The organism is Streptomyces albofaciens JCM 4342, from assembly GCF_008634025.1.
GTDB classification, from domain to species: domain Bacteria; phylum Actinomycetota; class Actinomycetes; order Streptomycetales; family Streptomycetaceae; genus Streptomyces; species Streptomyces albofaciens.
On the sequence record NZ_PDCM01000001.1, the window covers coordinates 1445003 to 1464122 of the forward strand.

Annotated in this window: 14 protein-coding genes, 1 tRNA gene and 1 pseudogene; 6 read left to right on the top strand and 10 right to left on the bottom strand. The window is 74.1% G+C overall.

Translation table 11 applies throughout. From position 1 onward, the window contains the following. The first annotated feature begins 189 nt into the window (after positions 1-189). Positions 190-690, top strand: coding sequence for a DUF3830 family protein (locus CP973_RS06680; protein WP_150238428.1), 501 nt, complete (start codon positions 190-192; stop codon positions 688-690). Here CP973_RS06680 and CP973_RS06685 read toward each other — a convergent pair. Both CP973_RS06685 and CP973_RS06690 read right to left on the bottom strand, forming a co-directional pair. Then, positions 671-2095: an amidase gene (locus tag CP973_RS06685; RefSeq protein WP_150238430.1), complete on the bottom strand. Its 1425-nt coding sequence runs from the start codon at positions 2093-2095 to the stop codon at positions 671-673. The two genes, CP973_RS06680 and CP973_RS06685, sit on opposite strands and share 20 nt — an antisense overlap. 46 nt (positions 2096-2141) lie before the next feature. Continuing rightward, positions 2142-3107 (bottom strand): D-2-hydroxyacid dehydrogenase, encoded by a 966-nt coding sequence (locus tag CP973_RS06690; protein WP_150238432.1) that lies wholly within the window; start codon positions 3105-3107, stop codon positions 2142-2144. 207 nt (positions 3108-3314) lie between these two features. On the opposite strand from CP973_RS06690, the gene CP973_RS06695 reads away from it, so the two are divergent. The 3 genes from CP973_RS06695 (at position 3315) to CP973_RS06705 (ending at position 6363) form a co-directional block, all read left to right on the top strand. Further along, on the top strand, positions 3315-4244 hold the full coding sequence (locus CP973_RS06695; RefSeq protein ID WP_150238434.1) for a maleate cis-trans isomerase family protein: 930 nt from the start codon (positions 3315-3317) through the stop codon (positions 4242-4244). 132 nt (positions 4245-4376) lie between these two features. Further along, positions 4377-5117, top strand: a complete 741-nt coding sequence (locus tag CP973_RS06700) for a maleate cis-trans isomerase family protein (protein ID WP_150238436.1) — start codon at positions 4377-4379, stop codon at positions 5115-5117. Positions 5118-5217: 100 nt separating this feature from the next. After that, on the top strand, positions 5218-6363 hold the full coding sequence (locus CP973_RS06705; RefSeq protein ID WP_150238438.1) for an LLM class flavin-dependent oxidoreductase: 1146 nt from the start codon (positions 5218-5220) through the stop codon (positions 6361-6363). A 114-nt stretch (positions 6364-6477) separates the two neighbouring features. Here the strand turns inward: CP973_RS06705 and CP973_RS06710 are convergent, their stop codons facing one another. Continuing rightward, positions 6478-8460, bottom strand: a complete 1983-nt coding sequence (locus tag CP973_RS06710; protein ID WP_425281941.1) for a putative bifunctional diguanylate cyclase/phosphodiesterase — start codon at positions 8458-8460, stop codon at positions 6478-6480. Positions 8461-8752: 292 nt separating this feature from the next. Between CP973_RS06710 and CP973_RS06715 the strand changes: the two genes are divergently transcribed. Further along, positions 8753-10003, top strand: a complete 1251-nt coding sequence (locus CP973_RS06715) for a M6 family metalloprotease domain-containing protein (protein ID WP_150238440.1) — start codon at positions 8753-8755, stop codon at positions 10001-10003. Positions 10004-10092: 89 nt separating this feature from the next. On the opposite strand, the gene CP973_RS06720 is transcribed toward CP973_RS06715, so the two are convergent. From CP973_RS06720 to CP973_RS06730, 3 genes are all read right to left on the bottom strand, one after another. Continuing rightward, positions 10093-10166: transfer RNA gene (locus tag CP973_RS06720), tRNA-Lys, on the bottom strand. A gap of 141 nt (positions 10167-10307) precedes the next feature. Beyond that, a complete protein-coding gene (locus CP973_RS06725) occupies positions 10308-11066 on the bottom strand; it encodes a hypothetical protein (protein ID WP_150238442.1) in 759 nt (252 codons plus the stop codon). 420 nt (positions 11067-11486) lie between these two features. Beyond that, positions 11487-11873, bottom strand: coding sequence for a hypothetical protein (locus CP973_RS06730; RefSeq protein WP_208853139.1), 387 nt, complete (start codon positions 11871-11873; stop codon positions 11487-11489). Between the two features lie 380 nt (positions 11874-12253). Here CP973_RS06730 and CP973_RS06735 point away from each other — a divergent pair, with 380 nt between their 5' ends. Continuing rightward, a complete protein-coding gene (locus tag CP973_RS06735) occupies positions 12254-13363 on the top strand; it encodes a hypothetical protein (protein WP_150238444.1) in 1110 nt (369 codons plus the stop codon). 95 nt (positions 13364-13458) lie between these two features. On the opposite strand, the gene CP973_RS06740 is transcribed toward CP973_RS06735, so the two are convergent. The 4 genes and pseudogenes from CP973_RS06740 to CP973_RS06755 form a co-directional block, all read right to left on the bottom strand. Continuing rightward, the gene (locus CP973_RS06740; protein ID WP_150243210.1) at positions 13459-14817 is read right to left on the bottom strand and encodes an AAA domain-containing protein; all 1359 of its coding nucleotides are present in this window, start codon (positions 14815-14817) and stop codon (positions 13459-13461) included. 77 nt (positions 14818-14894) lie between these two features. Next, the gene (locus CP973_RS39880; RefSeq protein WP_167538275.1) at positions 14895-16550 is read right to left on the bottom strand and encodes a hypothetical protein; all 1656 of its coding nucleotides are present in this window, start codon (positions 16548-16550) and stop codon (positions 14895-14897) included. A 356-nt stretch (positions 16551-16906) separates the two neighbouring features. Beyond that, positions 16907-18088: pseudogene (locus CP973_RS06750) on the bottom strand (hypothetical protein); the annotation flags it as partial. Continuing rightward, the gene (locus CP973_RS06755; protein WP_150238448.1) at positions 17985-18926 is read right to left on the bottom strand and encodes a phosphatase PAP2 family protein; all 942 of its coding nucleotides are present in this window, start codon (positions 18924-18926) and stop codon (positions 17985-17987) included. The gene CP973_RS06755 and the pseudogene CP973_RS06750, both read right to left, overlap by 104 nt. Between the last annotated feature and the right edge of the window lie 194 nt (positions 18927-19120).

Here is a 19120-nt window from a genome sequence, read left to right on the forward strand (position 1 = left end):
GGACCGTGCCGCATGCCGGTCATGCGTGCCTGCGACACGCGTTCGGAGGTGGTAACTCCCCTTCCGCTATGGCTTGTTCACGCCCACGGCCCGGGTTCCTCCGGTGCCGCGCGGCGCGCCGCCGCCCTGGTGTGCATCGCGCCGTCCGCTGGTCCACCATGGGTCCGCAAAGCACCGTAAGGAGGCAAAATGGTCGACCGTTTCATCGAAGTCTCCCTCGACAAGCGGGGCGTGAGCTGCACGGCCAAGCTGCTCGACGACCGCGCGCCGGTCACCTGCGAAGCCGTCTGGAACGCGCTGCCGCTCGGCGGCGACGTCTACCACGCCAAGTACGCCCGCAACGAGATCTACGCCCTCGTCCCGCCGTTCGCCCCGGAGGAACCCCCTCTGGAGAACCCGACCATCACGCCCATCCCCGGCGACCTGTGCTACTTCACCTTCAGCGACACGCAGTTGGGCACCGCCTCGTACGGCTACGAGCGGGAGGCCAAGCACCAGGGCCGGGCCACCGTCGTCGACCTCGCGCTCTTCTACGAACGCAACAACCTGCTGATCAACGGTGACGCGGGCTGGGTGCCGGGCATCGTGTGGGGCTCGGTGGTGGACGGCCTGGACCGGATGGCCGACGCCTGCCAGGACCTGTGGCGCGCCGGTGCCCTGGGGGAGACCCTCAACTTCCGCCGGGCGTAGGAGGAGCGGGCAGCTCCGCGGCCCCCGAGGCGTAGAGGGCGTGCGCGGCGCGCAGGACCAGCGCGTCGGCGTGCCGCGCACCCACCAGCTGCACCCCGATCGGCAGCCCGTCCCCGTCCACGCCACACGGCACGGTCGCGGCGGGCTGCTGCGTCATGTTGAACGGGTACGTGAACGGCGTCCAGCCCGTCCAGCGGGTGTGCCCCGACCCGGCCGGCACCTCGGCCCCGGCCTCGAAGGCGGTGATCGGCTCGGTCGGCGTCACCAGCAGGTCGTACGTGCTGTGGAAGCGGCCCATCGCCAGGCCCAGCGCCATCCGCACGTCCACCGCCGCCAGATAGTCCAGCGCGCTGCGCCGCGCGCCCTCCGCGCAGATCTCCTTCAGCCCCGGGTCGAGCAGCTCGCGCTGCGCGTGGCTCAGGTGCTGCACCACCCGGGCCGCGCCGCTGAACCACAGCGTGTGGAACTCCTCCACCGGGTCCGCGATGCCCGGGTCCGCCTCCTCGACCTCGGCGCCCAGCGCGGCCAGCCGGTCCACGGCGCGCCGTACCGCCGCGGCGACCTCCGGCCGTACCGGCACGTCCCAGCCCAGCGACGGGCTGTAGGCCACCCGCAGCCCGGCCACCGGCCGCGTCAGCTCCTCCCGGAAGGAGCCGGCGGGCGGCGCGAGCTGCGACCAGTCCCGCCAGTCCGAGCCGGTGATCACATCCATCAGCAGCGCCGCGTCGGCCGCGTCCCGGGTCATCGGCCCGACGTGCGCCAGCGTCCCGAACGGGCTCGCCGGGAACAGCGGCACCCGCCCGTACGTCGGCTTCAGCGCGAAGATCCCGCAGAAGGAGCCGGGGATGCGGACCGACCCGCCGCCGTCCGTGCCCAGGCTCAGCGGCCCGGCACCGAGCGCCACGGCCGCCGCGCTGCCGCCGCTGGACCCGCCCGCGGTCCGGGACGGGTCGTACGGATTGCCCGTCACCCCGTGCCGCGGGCTGTCCGTGACGCCCTTCCACCCGAACTCGGGCGTGGTCGTCTTGCCCACGAAGACCGCGCCGTGCTCACGCAGCCGCGCCACCGACGGCGCGTCCGCGTCCCAGACCGCCCCCTCCTCGCGCACCGTGCGCGACCCGCGCAGCGTCGGCGCGCCGCGGGTCAGCAGCAGGTCCTTGACCGTGACCGGCACGCCGTCCACCAGCCCGGCGGGCCGCCCGGACCGCCAGCGCTCGGCGGACTCCTTCGCCGCGGTCAGCGCCTCCTCCGCGTCGATGCGGGTGAAGGCGTTCACCCGCCGCTGCGCCCAACCGGCCCGCTCGATCACCGCCCGCACCGCCTCGACCGGCGAGAACTCGCCCGCCGCGTACCCCGCGACCAGCCGCTCCGCCGTGCAGTCCGCCAGCTCCGTCACCTCGGCCATCCCGACCTCCCTTCGTGAACACCCGGCCTCCCACGGTCCCGGAAGATCAGGAGCCCGGTACGTACCCCAGCCGTTTGTCCACCACATTGGTGAGCGGCTCGCCCGCCGCCCACCGGTCGAAGTTGTCCGCGAACTGCTCGGCCAGCGCGTCCCGCCAGCCCAGCGTGTCGCCGCTCATGTGCGGCGAGACGATCAGGTGCGGCACGTCCCACAGGGGGCTGTCCGCGGTCAGCGGCTCGTGCTCGAAGACGTCCAGCGCCGCCGCCGCGATCCGCCACTCGCGCAGCGCGGCCACCAGGTCGGCCTCGACGACGAGCGGTCCGCGGCCCACGTTGATGAACCGGGCCCGCTGCCGCATGCGGCCGAAGGCGGCCCGGTCGAACATGCCGCGGGTCTCCGCCGTCAGCGGCGCCGCGCACACCACCCAGTCGGCCGTGCCCAGCAGCCCGTTCAGGGCAGCGCTCGGGTGCACCCGGCCGAAGTCAGGATCGTCTGTGCGCTCCCGCCGCCCGACCAGCTCGACCCTGACACCCAGTGCCAGCAGCATGCGTCCGATGGCCCGGCCGATCGGCCCGGCGCCCACCACGACGGCGCGGCTGCCCGCCACCCGCAGTGTCTCCCGGTGCCGCCAGCGCCGCTGCCGCTGGAGCTCCCAACTTCCGTAGAAGTCCTTGGCCATGGCGATCACCAGGCCGGCGACGTACTCGGCGATCGGCTGCTCGAAGACGCCGCGCGCGTTGGTCACCAGGGTCTCGTCCGCGATCAGCTCCGGGCACATCAGCCGGTCCACGCCCGCGCTCGCGGTGTGCACCCAAACGGGTCGCGGGCCGCCGCCCGGCCAGGCCTTCCGGATCGCGTCGGAGGTGAAGTCCCAGGCCAACACCACGTCGGCGGTGGGAAGTTGGTCGGCCAGGGTGGTGTCGTCGGCGTACACCAGCCGGGCGCGGCCGGTGAGCCGGTCCAGCTTCGGAGGCGGGTCGGAGCCAAGGACAAGGACGGTGCTTTCGGACATAGGCCAGAAACCGTTCTGAAACGTAAGCCCCTTTAACTGACAAGAGGCGCCGACAGATGCCTGAGATGCGAGGATTGACCACGCTAAGAAGTCGTAACTACCGTGTCAACAACGGCTCTGTCCCGACGTCCCCGGCTTGTGCCGGTCGCATCAAACCCCTGGCCAATGGCCTTGCCCTTACCAGCCCTTCGCTCTTCTGGGGGCATCATGGACGTCTCATTTCTGGGGGGACCGAAGCCTCAGCTCGGTGTGGGTGTCGTCGCTCCGTTCGACTTCGCCCTGGACCGCGAGCTGTGGCGCTGGGTCCCCGACGATGTGTCCCTCCACCTCACCCGAACCCCTTTCGTACCGGTCGAGGTGAGCCTCGACCTGGCCCGCCTCGTCAGTGAACACGAGACGCTGCACGCCGCCGTCCAGGCGCTGTGCGCCGTATCGCCGCAGGTCGTCTCGTACGCCTGCACCTCGGGCAGCTTCGTCGGCGGCGTGGCGGGCGAGCGCGCCATGTGTGCCGCCATGACCCAGGCGGGGGAACGGCGCCCCGCGCTCACCACCTCCGGCGCGCTCCTCCAGGCGCTGTGCGAGATCGGCGCACGGCGGATCGCGGTCGTCACCCCGTACACCAAATCGGTGACCGACTCCCTGGAGGACTATCTGCGGGAGGCCGGCGTCACCGTCACCGGCCGCGCCTACCTCGGACTGACCCGGCACATCTGGAAGGTGCCGTACCGGGACGTCGTCGACATGGCCCGCCAGGCCGTCGTCGGCGCCGCCGACGCCCTGTTCATCAGCTGCACGAACCTGCCGACGTACGACGTCATCCCGCAGCTGGAGGCCGAGCTGCGGATGCCGGTCCTGTCGGCCAACCAGGTCACGATGTGGGCCTCGCTGCGGGCCATCGGGGCCGACGCGATCGGCCCGTACCAGGCGCTGGTGGACCCGGTCGCCAGACGCGGACCGGCCGCCATGACCGCCTCCTGGGCCCCGGAGGAAGGGGCCGGGATACCGAGGCGCGGCGGCCCTCCCGAGGCCGCGTTCGCCGGGTCGGCGGTCCCTTCGCCGGAGGACGGGCCGGCCGACGGACGGGACGTACCGCCCTTTCATCCCCCGGAGGACCCCGGCCCGGCGACGCCGGTCTGAGACCCGCGGGCGGCTTCCCGGCGGATGCCGCCCCCTGCGTGCCCCTTCGCGCACCCGGCGCACGTGAGCCCGTGACGGCGCGCGCGCCGCAGCACCCACCCCCACCCGCACCCCCTCAGTCAGGAGACCCGTATGGCATCCACGGTCGGCTTCCTCTACCCCGGCCACTCCGCCGAGGACGACTACCCCCGGCTGGAGACCCTCCTCGGCAACGGCCTGAGCCTGCCGCTCGTCCACACCGACATCGGCGAGGACGCCCACCGTGTCGACGCCCTGCTGGAGATGGGCTCCGCCGCCCGCCTCGCCGCCGGCGTCGGCGAACTGAAGAGGCGCGGCGCCGAGGCCGTCGTCTGGGCCTGCACCAGCGCCAGCTTCGTCTTCGGCTGGGAGGGCGCCCACGAGCAGGTGCGCGAGCTGTCGGCCACCGCCGGCCTGCCCGCCTCCAGTACGTCCTTCGCCTTCGCGCACGCCGTCCGGGCCCTGGGCGCGGAACGGGTGGCCATCGCCGCCACCTACCCCGACGACGTGGCCGAGCGCTTCCGGGCCTTCCTGAAGTCCGCGGGTACGGACGTCGTCTCGACGCGCGGCAGCGGGATCATCACCGCCGCCGAGGTCGGCACCTGGGGTCTTGAGGAGGTCCTGCTGCTCGCCCGCACCGGGGACCACCCCGACGCCGAGGCGGTGCTGCTCCCCGACACCGCCCTGCACACCGCCGCCCACCTCCCCGACGTCGAGGCGGCGCTGGGCAAGCCGGTGCTCACCGCCAACCAGGTCACCGCCTGGGAAGGCCTGCGGCTGCTGGACCGTACGGTCGTGTGCCCGGCGCTGGGCACGCTGTTCGCCGGGGCGCCGGTGCCGTCCGCCGTGGGGTGACGGCGGGCGGCCGAGGGCCTTCCTCGCGCGCCCGGGAATAACCGGAGAATCTCTCCGGTTGTTCTCGCGGCAGACCAGCGACGCGAGGAGGGCCCGCACCGTGAGCGGCGACCACGACGAGATCCGGGGCACCGACGAGAACCGGGGCACCGAGGGGACACCGGGAGACGGGATCCGGGGCATCGCCCGGGGCACCGCGCCGGTGCCGCTGTCCGTGCTCGACCTGGTGACCGTGGGCGCCGGGCACACCGCCTCCGAGGCCGTACGCACCGCCGTCGGCATCGCCCGCACGGCGGAGCGCCGCGGCTTCCACCGCTACTGGGTCGCCGAGCACCACTCGATGCCCGGCGTGGCCTCCTCGTCCCCCGCGGTGCTGCTGGCCCACCTGGCCGCGCACACCGACCGCATCCGGCTGGGCTCCGGCGGCGTCATGCTGCCCAACCACGCCCCGCTGGTGATCGCCGAGCAGTTCGGCACGCTGGAGGCGATGGCCCCCGGCCGGGTGGACCTGGGCCTCGGCCGGGCGCCCGGCACCGACGGCGCCACCGCCGCGGCACTGCGCCGTACGGACCGCCTCCGCGAAGGCGCCGACGAATTTCCCCAGCAGCTCGCCGAACTGACCCGCTTCCTGGACGACGACTTCCCGGACGGGCACCCGTACAGCCGCATCCACGCGGTCCCCGGCCCGGTCCAGGCCACCTCCCCGGGCGGGGTGCAGTCGGCGCACCGGCCGCCGCTGTGGCTGCTCGGCTCCTCCGGCTTCAGCGCCCAGCTGGCCGGCCGCCTGGGCCTGCCCTTCGCCTTCGCCCACCACTTCTCCGCGGCGAACACCATCCCCGCGCTGGACCTGTACCGCGAGTCCTTCCGGCCCTCGGCGGTCCTGGACGCGCCGTACGCCCTGATCGGCGTCGGCGCGCTCGCCGCCGAGGACGAGAAGGAGGCGTACCGCCAGGTCCTCACCGGCGCGCTGTCCATGATCCGGCTGCGCACCGGGCGCCCGGGGCTGATCCCCGGCCCGGAGGAGGCCGCGGCGTACCCCTTCAGCGAGATGGAGCGCGACTTCGTCGACAACTGGCTGTCCAACGTCGTCCACGGCACCCCCGACGCGGTACGCACCGGCCTGGACGCCCTGGCCGAGCGCACCGGCGCCGACGAGCTGATGATCACGGCCAACGCGCACGGCGGCGACGCCCGGCTGCGCTCGTACGAGCTGATCGCGGACGCCTACGGGCTGCCGGAGGCGTAAGAGGGGCTGCCCTACGGGCGGGCGTGCCGGAGCGGGGCGGATGCGTCGGAGCGGGGGCGGATGCGATGGAGCGGGCGGGGGAGCGCGCCGGTCCGCCCGCCCCCGCGAACACCGTTACGCGCCGGGCCGCGCCGCCCCCAGCAGATCGCACACCCGGTCCGGGGGCACCGGGCGGGAGTACAGCCACCCCTGCCCGGTGTCGCAGCCGATACGGCGCAACCGTTCCGCCTGCTCGGCGCTCTCCACGCACTCCGCGGTGACCGTCAGGCCCAGCCGGTGCGCCAGCGACACCAGGGCCTCGACGATCGTCTCGTCCGCCGGGTTCGGGTGCTCCTGCGAGCGGAAGCCGCGGACGAAGGAGCCGTCCAGCTTCAGGACGGAGACCGGCAGCCGGCTGAGGTAGGCGAGGTTCGAGTACCCGGTCCCGAAGTCGTCGATGGCGATCCGCACGCCCATCTCGCTGAGCGCCTGGAGCGCCTGGAGCGGGCGCCCGGCCGAGCCCATCACGGCCGACTCGGTCAGCTCCAGCTGGAGCAGGGCCGGCGGCAGCCCGGTCTCGGCGAGGATCCCCGCCACGTCCGCGACCAGGTCGGAGTCCCACATCTGCCGTACGGCGACGTTCACGCTGACGAACAGCGGTTCGGCGCCGGGGCGGGCCAGCTGCCAAGCGCGGGCCTGGCGGCAGGCGCGGGCCAGCACCCAGCGGCCCAGCTCGACGATCGAGCCGTTCTCCTCCGCCAATCCGATGAACCGATTCGGCGACAGTGTGCCGAACTGCGGGTGCCGCCAGCGCACCAGCGCCTCGACGCCCTTCGCGCGCCCGTCGCCGAGCCCGACCAATGGCTGGTACTCCAGCGTGAACTCGCCGCGGTCCACCGCCGGGCGCAGCGTGCTGGACAGGGCCTGGCGCGTCATCCGGTGGGCGTTGCGCTCGGGGTCGAAGAGCGTCCAGCGGGCCTTGCCGTCCTCCTTCGCCCAGTAGAGCGTGGTGTCCGCGGCCTGCATCAGGCCGGTGGCGGTGGTGCCGGTCGCCGCGCGCTCCACGACGCCGATGCTCGCGGAGACCGACAGCCGCTGCCCGGCCAGGTCGAACGGCCGCTGCAGCGCGTCCAGCACCCGCTGGGCCAGCTCGGCGAGCTGCTCGGTGCCGGCCGAGTCCTCCACCAGGAGCGCGAACTCGTCACCGCCGAGCCGCGCCACCAGGTGCCCGCCGTGCCCGCCGCGCACCGCGCCGCGCCCGTCCGGGTTCTCGGCGCAGTGCGTCAGGCGCTGGGCCACCGCGCTCAGCAGCCGGTCGCCGACCCGGTGGCCGAGGGTGTCGTTGACGGCCTTGAAGCCGTCCAGGTCGAGGTAGCACAGGCCGACCCGGCCCGTACCGTGCTGTTCGAAGGCGGCCGACTCCAGCGCGCCCGCCAGCCGCTCGAAGAACAGCGCGCGGTTGGGCAACCGGGTCACCGGGTCGTGCATCTGGAGGTGGCGCAGCCGGGCCAGCAGGTCGTGCCGGTCGCTGATGTCCGCCACGGACAGCAGGACGCAGTCCTCGTCCGGCAGCGGTTCGACCGTCACCTCGGCCCACAGGAACTGCCCGTCGGGATGTTTCAGGCGCCGTGTGCAGCGCAGCCGGTCGCTGTGCCCGCGCAGCACCTCCCGGTAGGCGGCCCAGATCCGCGGGTCGGTGCCCAGTTCGGTCAGGTCTGCGGCGGTCGCCGCGACCAGGTCGTCCGGTGCCGCGCCGACCAGTTCGCCGAAGGCGGGGTTGGCCGCGAGGACCAGGCCGTCGCGGTTCAGTACGGCCAGCGGGACGTGGGCGGCCTGGAAGGCGGCGCGGTAGTCGCGCAGCGAGGCCGCGGAGCCGTCGCCGGCGTCCGGCTCGCCGCGTCCGCGCGCGGCCCGCTCGCCGTGCGGACCGGGCCGCCCGCCGGGCCTGGCGGGGCCGTCGGCCGTGTCGGCGCCGACGGTATGTGCGGGGCCGGACGCGTCGTCCTGGCCCGCGGCCGGTTCATTGGTCGGTTCATTACGCTCCGTCACCGCGGAGAGCGTCGTTCCGGGCGCGCGGCCCGTGCCGCCGGGGTATCCGCTCACTGCTCGCTCCCGCATGGCGCTTGTCTCGTGATGGAGGGGGGAATCCGCGCTGGAAAGTGTGGCGATCATAGAGGCTGGCGCAAGGGCCTATCCAGCGACGTAACCGTGATCATCGGCACCCATGGCGGAACTTTGGCCATTTCCTTCCGGCTGTGTTCATGCGTATCCGGTCAACGATCGATAGTGACTTTCCGTTACGGGGCGGGGAGTTGAGCCGGTCACTCGTCTGGGGCCCCGGAACAGGACGGATAACGGCGAATCGCCACAAAGTGGTGAAGGTGCCCCGAATCCGTACTGGGAGGTCGATGTGCCGCGCGCCCAGCAACCTCCGGAGGTCGACCGCCACGTACTGCGCCGGGTGGCCGCGGTGGCCACCTCTCTCAGCGCGGTCATAGCCACCTCCGTCATCACGGGCCCCGCCACCGCGTCCGAGGGGGCCTTGCCCTGCGCGCTGGCCCGTACCGACGCCCACCACTCCGAGGGGCTGGACACCTGGAACCGGGCCTATCCCCGGCCCGTGCGCACCCTCGACGCCGTCATGGTCTTCCTGTCCTTCCCGGACTCCGAACCGGTCGCCGACCCCGGCGAGCTGGCCGCCGACTACTTCCCCTCCACCTCCCGCTTCTTCGAGCGCGCCTCGTACGGCCGCTTCGCGCTGCGCCCCGACATCCAGCGCCGCTGGGTGCGGATGCCGCAGATCTCCGGCTCGTACGGCATACGACGGGACTGGGACGCCGACCGCCGCGGCGCCTACCTGCGCGACGCCGTCGCCGCCGCCGACGGCACGGTGGACTTCAGCCGTTACGACGTGGTCTACCTCGTCGCCGACCCGGACGCGCCGGGCGTCGACTCCGACGCCACCAAGGTCGTCAACCTCGACCGGCCGCTGCACGCCGACGACGCGGACCTGAGCCGGTTCGTCACCGTCTTCGAGCAGAGCCCGCCGGACCGCAACGTGCTCGCCCACGAGACCGGCCACGTCTTCGACCTGCCGGACCTCTACCACCGGCCCCGGGACGGCAAGGGCGACTGGGACACGTACGTCGGCGACTGGGATCTCATGGGCAGCCAGTTCGGGCTGGCCCCCGACCCCTTCGGCTGGCACAAGTGGAAGCTCGGCTGGCTGCGCGGCCGCCAGGTGACGTGCGTCTCCCTGACCAGGGAGCGGCGCGACGCCGTCCACGCGCTGCGGCCCCTGTCGGCTCCCATGGAGCCGGGCGACGAGCGGCGGTCGCGGCTGCTGGTGGTGCGCACCGGGCCGCGCAGCGCGCTGGCCGTCGAGGCGCGCGGCGCGGTGGGCAACGACCGCGACGTGTGCGCCGAGGGCGTGCTGGTCTACCGCGTACGCAGCGAGGCCGCGTCCGGGAGCGGTCCGGTGGAGGTCCTGGACGGCCACCCCGGTACCGAGGCGTGTTGGGGGACTTCCGTCTACCCGCAGCTCGCTGATGCGCCGCTCGGCGAGGGGGAGAGCCTGGAGGTCGCGGAGGACGGGGTGCGGGTACAGGTGTACGGGCGGTCGTCCGCGGGGGACTGGACGGTCAAGGTCGGGCGGAGCTGAGGCCGTGGCCCGCGAGCGCAGGCCCGCGAGCGCGGGCCCGCGAGCGCACGAAGAAGGCCCCCACCGAGGTGGGGGCCTTCTTCTGTCGGTGCGCCGCCAGGGACTCGAACCCCGGACCCGCTGATTAAGAGTCAGCTGCTCTAACCAACTGAGCTAGCGGCGCCTGCTGACGTGGAAAACATTAGCATCCTGATCGGGTCGCGCAAAAATCGATTCAGCGGGGCCGGTGCCGTACGGGCGTGAGCGGGGTGCGGCGGGCCCTCCGGGGCGGTGCCGAGGGGCGCCACGGTGGTGGTGGCGCTGGTCACAGGGCCGGCGCGGAGCTGCCGGGCGTGTCGGCCGCGGGTTCGGTTCCGCCGGTGTGGACGCGGCGGGCAGCGCGTATGCAGGCCCAGAGCAGCGTGCCGGGGCCGGGGAGCCACGGATGGCGTACGTCGGGGGCGACCAGCCAGCGGGAGGTGGCGTCCGGGGGGAGGGGGTGTGGGGGATCGGCCTCCGGGGGGTCGGCCGCCAGATCATCGGTCTCCGGGTGATCGGCTCCCAGGTGACCGGTCTCCGGGGCGGCGGTGCCGGTGGGAGTGCCGGAGAGGGCGCCGGAGAGGGTGTCGGGGGAGTCGTACGGCGGGTCGGGCCGCTGGGGGCGGTACGGGAAGAGGGGCGGGACGGTCACCGCGTCGCCGGCGCCGTGGCAGAGCAGCGGCGGTACGGAGCCGGACCACTCCTCCCAGCCGAGCAGGGCGGGCAGCCGCCGGGCCGTACCGGGCTCGGCGAACAGCAGGATGCGGCCGCGGTGGGTGGCGACGGGCCCGGACCCGGGCCCCGCGGTCCATAACCGGTCCACCAGGTCGCGGCCGAAGAGCGCGGGCGCGTTGATCACGTCGAAGACGGTGCCGCACGGGAGCGTGCTCGGCGCGTCCGGGCAGGCCGCCCAGCGGGCGTGCACGCTCTCCGGGCACGGGTCGGCGGAGGCGAGCCAGTCGGCGCCGGCGAGGGTGACGTACGACGCGGCGTGGAACGTGGCGGAGGCGGGACGGCGGGGGTGCTCGAAGGGCCAGTCGCTCATGGGCCCAGGTCTACCGGTAGGCGGTGTTCCGTTTCTGCGGAATGGCTGAAATCGGGACAGGACGGGGCGGTGTGGGGTATGTTTCCGCGCCTGCATATGCCAGTGGCCCATGATCAATAGGGGCGATCATGGGCCGGGCAGGTCCGGGGGTGTGTTGATGGGGTATCGGCGTTCGGGGCGGTGTGGGCGTCCGGGTCGGTATGGGAGCCCGGGGCGGTATCGCGTCCGGGGCGGTACCGGCTTCCGGGCCCTTCCGGGTCACTACCGGTTTCCGACCGATCGGGTACAGGCTCCCGATCGGATACCAGCTCCCGGTCGGATACCAGCTCCCGGTCGAGTACCGGTGCTCGGAGTCGGCCGGGTGCCGGCTCTCGGTTCCGGCCGGGTGCCGGCTCCCCGGTTCCGGCCGGTTGCCGGTTCTCAGTCCGTCGGGTCGAGGCGGTTGCCGCCGCTGCTGCGCAGCAGGCCGCGGCCGAACTCGACCATCTTCGCGGCGTAGTCCTCGGTCCAGTCGGCGCGCTCCGCGATCACGGCGAGCGGCAGCCGGTCGAAGCGCTTGGGGTCGGCGAGCTGGGCCGCCGCCATCGCCTGGAACTCCGTGGCCCGGTCCGCCGCCGCGCGGAAGGCGAGCGTCAGCTCCGTGGCGCGGGCGAGCAGTTCCTTGGGGTCCTCGATGGACTCCAGGTCGAAGAAGTGCTCGGGGTCGGACGTGGCCTCCGGAGGCTCGAAGAGCAGCGGAGCCGGTTTCAGGCGCCGGGGCGCCGAGGCCGTCCCGCGCGGGTCGGGAGCCGGTTGCGGCTCGGACATGTACGTACCTCCTGGATCGTGTGCCGCGTTCCATTGTCCCGCGCCGCGCAAGTGCGCCCGGGGACGCGCCCGTCCGGCCGGGCACGGCGCATCACCCGACGCGCGCCTGACGATGCGCCTTGCACCGCCACCGTACGACCGTACGCCGCGCGCGAGGGCGAAAGTGCGCCGTGCTGGGCAGCGAGCGCTGCCGGGTCGGCTGGTTCCGGCGACGACGGCAGCCTTTCCGGACCGAGCCGCTCGGGTTCGTCGGAAACGGCGGCCGGCCTTCGCCCACGCTGCGTTCAGGCTCCGTGCCGGAGTCCGTCACGGATGCCAAAACACGTTGGTGGGCCGCCGTCGAGCTGCGACGATGCGGGTGTTCCCTATGGAGAGGGCCTTTGTACGTTTTCGTTTGTGCGCGGTGCGATGCCGAACTGACCGTTCCCTTGTCCCAGGTGTCCCTTCCGGCCCATGCCCGTCAGAAGTACGGGAACGGGATCCAGCTCCCGGTGCTCATGGAGCCGGGGACGTTCGCCGTGGACCCGGAACCCTGGGGAGGGCCGTGGCGCATGTGGGACGAGATCGAGCCGGGCGAGGCGGCGGCGCGCGGCATCTACGCGCCGGTCCACGGCCTGTCCGACGGCACGCCCGGGGCGATCGTCACCGCGCCCGGTGATATCCGCGGGACCCGCATCGTCCCCGAGAAGCGCAGCGGTGCCTGCTGTGGCCTCGACGGAGCCGACGGGCCCAACATGGCCTGCGAAGCATGCGACCTGTCCGTGGCGACCAGGGTCGACGACTGCTCGCTCTGGCAGGCGGTACTGCTCAGTCCGGACGCCGTGCGCCGCGTACTCGTCGACGGTGCCCAGGCCGCGCCGTTCTCCTGGATGGTGCTCGCAGAGCGGGGGGAGGGCACGCCTCCGTTCGAGCCGATTGCCACATGGGGAGGACGGCTCGGGCAGAGCCACTTCTGGTCGTGGAGTCCGCGTTGGGAGGCGGCGGCCGGCCAGGCGCTCGCCCACCTGCTGGTGGCCTCCGAAGGGCAGCCGGTGAAGGTCCCCGACGGTCTCACCGCGGACGTGTTCCAACGCGCCCTCGACACCCTGCTGCCCGCGGGCCCGCCGACGCGGCGCGCCGTCCTGGCCGGGCCGGGACAACCTCTCCCCGAGGCGGGCGTTGACATCCTCCTCGTACCGGTCCACCCCCAGACGGGCCGGACCTGGACCCCCGCCGGCCCGGCCACATCGGCGGCGTACCCGGTGCCCCTGCCGCTGGGGGTGTGGCTGTGGCTGGTCTCTCCCCAGCCCTACTCGCCGGTTCCCACGTCAGGCGGCCTGCCTCAAGACGTCCTCCGCGACGACCCGCTCCCGCCGCGCCCCCATTACCTGTTCCAGGCCGACCGGGGAACGTTCCAGCACACCTTGGTCCGGCTACCGGCCGTACGCAGCCCGTGGATGCGCACGATCCTCGACAACGTCACGCGGGACGGATCCCGCGTTCTCGCCTAGGCGGCGGCGCGTCGTCGGTCACGACGGGCATGCCGAGGGCTGCCGGCCGGGGCAACGTCCACCGGCCGGGCCAAGCGAGGGATACAACGCCCCGGTCACGGCCGCCACGCCACCCGATGCTCGTTCAGGTGCGCCAGCACCGCGTGGTTGGCCTCCCAGCCGTCCGGGAACTTGACCGTGACGCCCAGTTGGACCGGTTCCGCCGACGGGTGTTCGTCCAGCAGCTCCGCGACGCCCGCCCGGCAGACGACGATGCAGGCGTGCCGGTGCCGGGAGGCGAGGACGCACAGCCGGCCGGTCTCCAGGTGGAAGGCGGTCGCGTCGGGGCGGCCGGAGAGCGGGTGGAGGAAGACCGTGACGTCGAACTCCCGGCCCTGGAGGCGGTTGGCGGTGTCCACCGCCACGCCGTTGACGCCGAGTCCGGCCAGCGCGGTCCGCACCGCCGCCGCCTGGTCGCGGTGCGCCGTGCCGACCGCGATCCGGTCGGCGGTCAGCGGCGCGGGATCGGGGGAGCGCTCGCTGGTCGCCGCGCCGCCCCGGTCCAGCAGCCGCCGTACCACCTGCGCGATGGCGTGCACCGCCTCCGGGTCCGTGCGCGGGGTGTGCCGGGCGGGCAGTTCGAGCAGGCCCCAGCCGGACTCGGCGGCCTCGTCCAGGACCCGGTCCACGCCCGAGCCGTCCGAGGGCACCCCGAAGGCCAGCCGGCGGTCGCCGTGGTCCGTGCCGCTGCGGAACGGCGTGTACGGGTAGAACGCGTCGGAGACCAGCCGCGCGGCGGAGGCGGGCAGCCGCCACGACACCGGCAGCCGGTGCTGCGGCAGGCCGGGGTTGTGCGCCAGCAGGGTCGTCACGGCGCTGGCCGACGGGTCGTAGGCCAGCCCGGCCCACTGGTCCGCGCCCACTACGCTGAACGGGTCCAGCTGCCCCGGATCGCCCACGAACAGCGCTCGTTCGAACAGCCCGCCCACGGCGAGCAGCGCGTCCGAGCGCATCTGGTACGCCTCGTCCACGATGGCGTGCTGCCACGGCTCGTCCACCTTCGTGTACGCCCACTTGGCGGCCGTCGAGACGACGATGTCCAGCCCGGCCAAATCGGTGATCTTGGCGGACGTACGGACGGCGGGCAGCTCCGCGAGCGCCGGGTCGAACGCGCCCGGCTCACTGCTGTGCAGCCGTCCCACCGGCAGCTCCGGGTCCTTCTCGGCGATGCGCAGGACGAGGTCGTCCACCTGTGCGTTGGTCTGCGCGACGATCATCAACGGGCGTCCGGCCGCGGCCAGTTCGCGGGCCGCCCGCACCACCAGCGTGGACTTGCCCGCGCCGGGCGGCGAGTCCACGACGACGCCGCGGTGCGAGCCGTGCAGCGTGCTGTGCACGACCGCGTCGGTGGCCTCGGCCGCCGCCGCGCCGGGGTCGAAGGCCGCGGCGCCGTCCGGCCGCCGGGCGGCGGGCACCTCGGGGGAGGCGGGCGCTTTGGAGGCGGAAGGGGCCTTGGGGGCGGAAGGGGTCTCGGAGGCGGAAGGGGCCTCGGTCACAGGAAGTCCTCCGCGGTGACGGGATCGGGCAGGTCCACGGGCGGGGCGCCGGCGTCGGCGGCGGGCGGGCCGCCGTGCGTCCACGGGGTGTCCTCGGGGTCGGGCAGCTCCGGACCGCCCCGCGGCTGGTGTTCGAACAGGGTCCAGCACACCTGGTCACCGGGCTCGGGAACCGACCCGGGTTCCGGGGTCTTGCCACGCCCCATGCCACCGGTCAGCCGCACGACCAGCCCGATCGGCCCGTCCGGCCTGCCCGGCTCGCTCGGCTCGTCCGGCCTGCCCGGCTCGCTCGGACCGCCCGGCTTGCTCGGACCGCCCGACTCGCTCGGACCGCCCGGCGGCCCGTCCGCCGTGTACGCGACGAACTCCGCCGGCTGGCTCTTCCCGTCCGGCAGCGGGCGGTACAGCTTGTCGCCCTCGGCCAGCTGCGGCCGGTCGTCCGTCCACAGCGTCACCAGCGGGCGCGGCATCGGCCGCTTGCCCTGCGAATACGCCATCTCGACCCCGGTCACCTCGCCCACCAGCGCCTCACCGGCGAGCCGCCGCGCCGCCATGACCAGCGGGTCGTCCAGCGCCTCCTGGGCGTCCAGCTGTGCCTGGGCGGTCTCCCGGGAGGACAGCTTCTGCGCGGCCGTGATCGCGTCGTCCCGTTTAGGCTGCGGCGGCTCACCGGCCCGTACCCGGTCGCGGTGGGAGGTGTACGACCAGCGGTCGCGCTTCCAGCGGCCGGCCACCCGGGCACCCTCCGGCAGGGCCCGCAGCAGGTCGACGCCCCGCCACACGGCGTCCCAGGTGGGGCGCAGCTGGCTCTCCACCAGATCGCGGATCTCGTCCTCGGCACCGGGCACCCCGGCGTCGTAACGGGCCATCGCCGGGGCGAGGCGCTTGTTGTCGAAGGCCGGGTCCGTGGCGGGACCGGCCGGCGGGCACAGCAGCTGGCCGGCCGCGTCCCGCGCGGTCTCGGCGCGCTCCGCGGCCACCGCGCCGTGCTCGCCCTCCGGCGGGTCTATCCAGGCCAGCAGCGCGCCCAGGTGCTGATCTTCCAGGTTGCTCTGGCCGGTCGCCCAGTGGCGCGCGAGCAGCCCGGTCATCGGCAGCAGCAGGCTCGCGCCCGGCACCCGGGCCCGCTCGCCGAAGTGCGTGAACCAGCGGCCGAGCAGCGGCACATGGGGCGGTGCCGGATGCGGGGTGTCCGGCTCCTGCTCGGCGGTCCGCCGGAAGCGCATGGACCGGCCCAACAGGCGTACGTACTCCACGCCCGCCGCGCTCGGCACGATCACCTGCGGCGCGTCCGTGCACAGCTCGACCTCGACCGGGACCTTCTTGCCGGTCTCGGGGTCGGTCTCCTTGCGCTCTTCCAGCTCGACGGTGTCCGCGTAACCGTCCACGTACGGCAGGACGGTCTCGGCCAGCTCGGCGAGGAAGGCGAACCGCAGGTCGCGGTCGCGCGGCTGGGGCACGGCGAGCAGCAGCGGCTTCTCGCGGTCGGTGCCGACCAGCGCGCCCAGCGGAGCGCCCGCCTCGCCCGCGGTCGTCAACGGCACGAAGACCAGCGGCCGTTCGGACAGATGCCGGTGCCGGACCGTGGCCAGCGGCTGCGCCCGACCCGCCGCCGCGGCCTCCATCCTGGCGAGGACTTCGATCAACGACATGTGGCCTCCTCCGCGCGGGTACGTCGGGCCGCGGCCAGGGCCTCGGCCCGGAGGGCGGCCGCACGGCGCAGGGCCTCGGCGGCGGGGGCGTCGAGGATGTCGAGGGCACCGAGGGCACCGAGGGCATCGAATGCGTCCGGAGCGTCGGGGGCGTCGGGGGAGCCCGGGGAGCCTGCACTCGGGAGACCGGGCGTGCCCGCCCCGCCGTCCGTACGCGCCTGGCCGCCCGTATCCGCACCCGTACGCTCGTCATCCGTACGGTCGTCCGCACTTGCATGGCCATCCGCGCCGGGACGGCCCTCCGCACCCGTACGCCCATCCGCACCCGTATGGCCGTCCGCACCCGTACGCCCATCCGCACCCGCACGACCGCCCCCACCCGTACGACCGTCCGCACCCGCCCCGCACTCCGCACCCGCCGCCGCCAGCACCTCCGCGACCGTACGCAGCCCGCCCAGCTCGCCGCGCACCCCGCGGCCCAGCGACTCCACCGCGCCTGCCGCGCGCGCCCGCCCACGGCAGTGGAAGGCCAGCTCGCAGGCGGCCAGGCACTCCGGCGCGTACGCCGCGTCGACCGCGTCCACCGCCTCCGCCAGCTCTTCGGCGGAGCGCGTCACCGTCCTGCCGTCGTCCGCGAGCCGGAGGTCGAAGGTGGTGCCGGGCGGGAGCTGTCCGGCGATCTCCTCGACCCTGGTCAGGCGCCGCAACTGGCGCCTGGTCGTCGCCAGTTGTTTGCGGATGTCGACGGCCTCGGCGGTGGGGAGGTTCGCGAAGTCCTTCGGGCAGACCAGCAGCACCCGGTCGCGCACCGGCACCGTACGGCCGGTCGCGGCGGCCACCTGGGCGGCCACCCGCTCCAGGGCCAGGACGTACACCGCGGACTGCCGGGCCGCGGCGCCCACCTTTGCGGGGTCGGCGGCACCGTCGATCATCGGGAACGACTTGATCTCCACGACCGTCCAGCCGCCGTCCGGATGCACCACGACCGCGTCCGGCTCCAGGTAGGCGGGCGACCCGGCCACCTCCAGGGTGAGCATCGGGTGGTCCAGGAGTGTCCAGCCGCCGGCGGTGGTGGCCTCGCGCAGGGCCAGAGCCGTACGGGCGGCACGCCCCTCGGGACCGGCGGCGGACAGGTCGGGGACGGCGACCCCGCCGGGCTCGGGCGCCGCCGCGCCGGCATCCATGCGCTCGTGCAGCAGGCGCATCAGGTCCGCGCCGTCGTCCGCCTTCACCCGGGCTTCGAACGAATTGCCCCGGGCCAGGGCGAACTGCGACTGCCCGAAGGGTGCCGGCGAACCGAGGGCGCTCGCGAGCGCCGCCTTGTCGATCCCGGCGCCGTCCAGCAGGGAACGGCGGCGGCAGCCCGGGTTGGCGGCCAGCGCGGCGAGCGCCCGGGCGTCCAGCGGCCGCGGCCGCACGCCGGGGCCGCGCAGCTCACCGAGCCGCTGCCGCAGCCCTGTCGTCGGCTGCGGCAGCGGAGGCGGCTGCCGCGGCGGTCGGTCGGCCGCGGCGGGTCGGCTGTCGCGGAATACGTTCACCCGCGGAAGTCTCGCATCCGCCACTGACATCCGCGGGCGTGCCCGCCGCCCCGGCCGACACGGAACCGCCCTCGGCCCCCGTCCCGCGCACCCGTTCCGCGAGCCGCAGCGCCGGGCGCGTCAGCAGCAGGCCCAGCCCCATCACGGCCGTACCGGCGAGCGCGTCGAGCAGGTAGTGGTTGGCCGTGCCCATCACCACCAGGACGATGACCAGCGGATACGCCACCGCGAGGGCCCGCGTCGCCCGCGACCGGCCGTGCTTCCATAGGACCGCCCCGCACCACAGCGCCCACCCCACGTGGAGGCTGGGCATCGCCGCGAACTGGTTCGTCATGCCGCCGAGCCCGCGCGGCGCGCTCGCGTCGTCGCCCCACCAGCCGTACGAGGAGAACCGCGCCATGGTGTCCGCGAACCCGCTGCCCGTGTCCAGCAGGCGCGGCGGCGCGGTCGGCAGCAGCGTGAAACCGATCAGCCCGATGAGCGTGGCCAGCATGAGCCACGTCCGCAGCGTCCGGTAGTGCGCGGGACGCCGGTGCCACAGCCATATCAGGACGGCGGGCGTGACCAGGTAGTGCAGCGAGGCGTACGCGAAGTCGGCGGGTATGCCGAGGGCGGGCGTGGAGGTGAAGAGACGGTTCAGCGCGCGCTCCGGATCGATCCGGAGCAGCTCCTCCCACCGCAGGATCGTCTCTCCGTGCCCGGTGGCGGCGTGCACGTCACCCCGGGCCACGAGCCGGCCCGCGGAGTAGGCCGCGTACACGAGGGCGAGCAGTGGCAGTTCCGTCCACCACCGCGGCCGGCTGCCGGCCGCCGCGGGGCGGCGCGCTGCGGCGTCCATCCTGGTCGATCTCCAACGTGCGTGGCCCGTGGCGGATCGGTCACCGGGCCGGGTGCGAGGGGTGCGCGGTGCGGTGCGGCACCCGCCGGCGCGAAAACGCCGACCCTCCACCGTACGCTGTATAGCTCGCTGTCGCGGAACGGGAGGGGCCGGGACCGGCGCCGCGGGCCGGTGCGCGATGATGGAACGGACGG

Excerpts from the sequence above, each read along its gene's own strand:
- CP973_RS06690 (WP_150238432.1), bottom strand. The coding sequence starts at position 3,107 with ATGTCCGAAAGCACCGTCCTTGTCCTTGGCTCCGACCCGCCTCCGAAG.
- CP973_RS39880 (WP_167538275.1), bottom strand. The coding sequence starts at position 16,550 with ATGTCGTTGATCGAAGTCCTCGCCAGGATGGAGGCCGCGGCGGCGGGT.
- CP973_RS06680 (WP_150238428.1), top strand. The coding sequence starts at position 190 with ATGGTCGACCGTTTCATCGAAGTCTCCCTCGACAAGCGGGGCGTGAGC.
- CP973_RS06710 (WP_425281941.1), bottom strand. The coding sequence starts at position 8,460 with ATGCGGGAGCGAGCAGTGAGCGGATACCCCGGCGGCACGGGCCGCGCG.
- CP973_RS06685 (WP_150238430.1), bottom strand. The coding sequence starts at position 2,095 with ATGGCCGAGGTGACGGAGCTGGCGGACTGCACGGCGGAGCGGCTGGTC.
- CP973_RS06730 (WP_208853139.1), bottom strand. The coding sequence starts at position 11,873 with ATGTCCGAGCCGCAACCGGCTCCCGACCCGCGCGGGACGGCCTCGGCG.
- CP973_RS06725 (WP_150238442.1), bottom strand. The coding sequence starts at position 11,066 with ATGAGCGACTGGCCCTTCGAGCACCCCCGCCGTCCCGCCTCCGCCACG.
- CP973_RS06755 (WP_150238448.1), bottom strand. The coding sequence starts at position 18,926 with ATGGACGCCGCAGCGCGCCGCCCCGCGGCGGCCGGCAGCCGGCCGCGG.
- CP973_RS06700 (WP_150238436.1), top strand. The coding sequence starts at position 4,377 with ATGGCATCCACGGTCGGCTTCCTCTACCCCGGCCACTCCGCCGAGGAC.
- CP973_RS06695 (WP_150238434.1), top strand. The coding sequence starts at position 3,315 with ATGGACGTCTCATTTCTGGGGGGACCGAAGCCTCAGCTCGGTGTGGGT.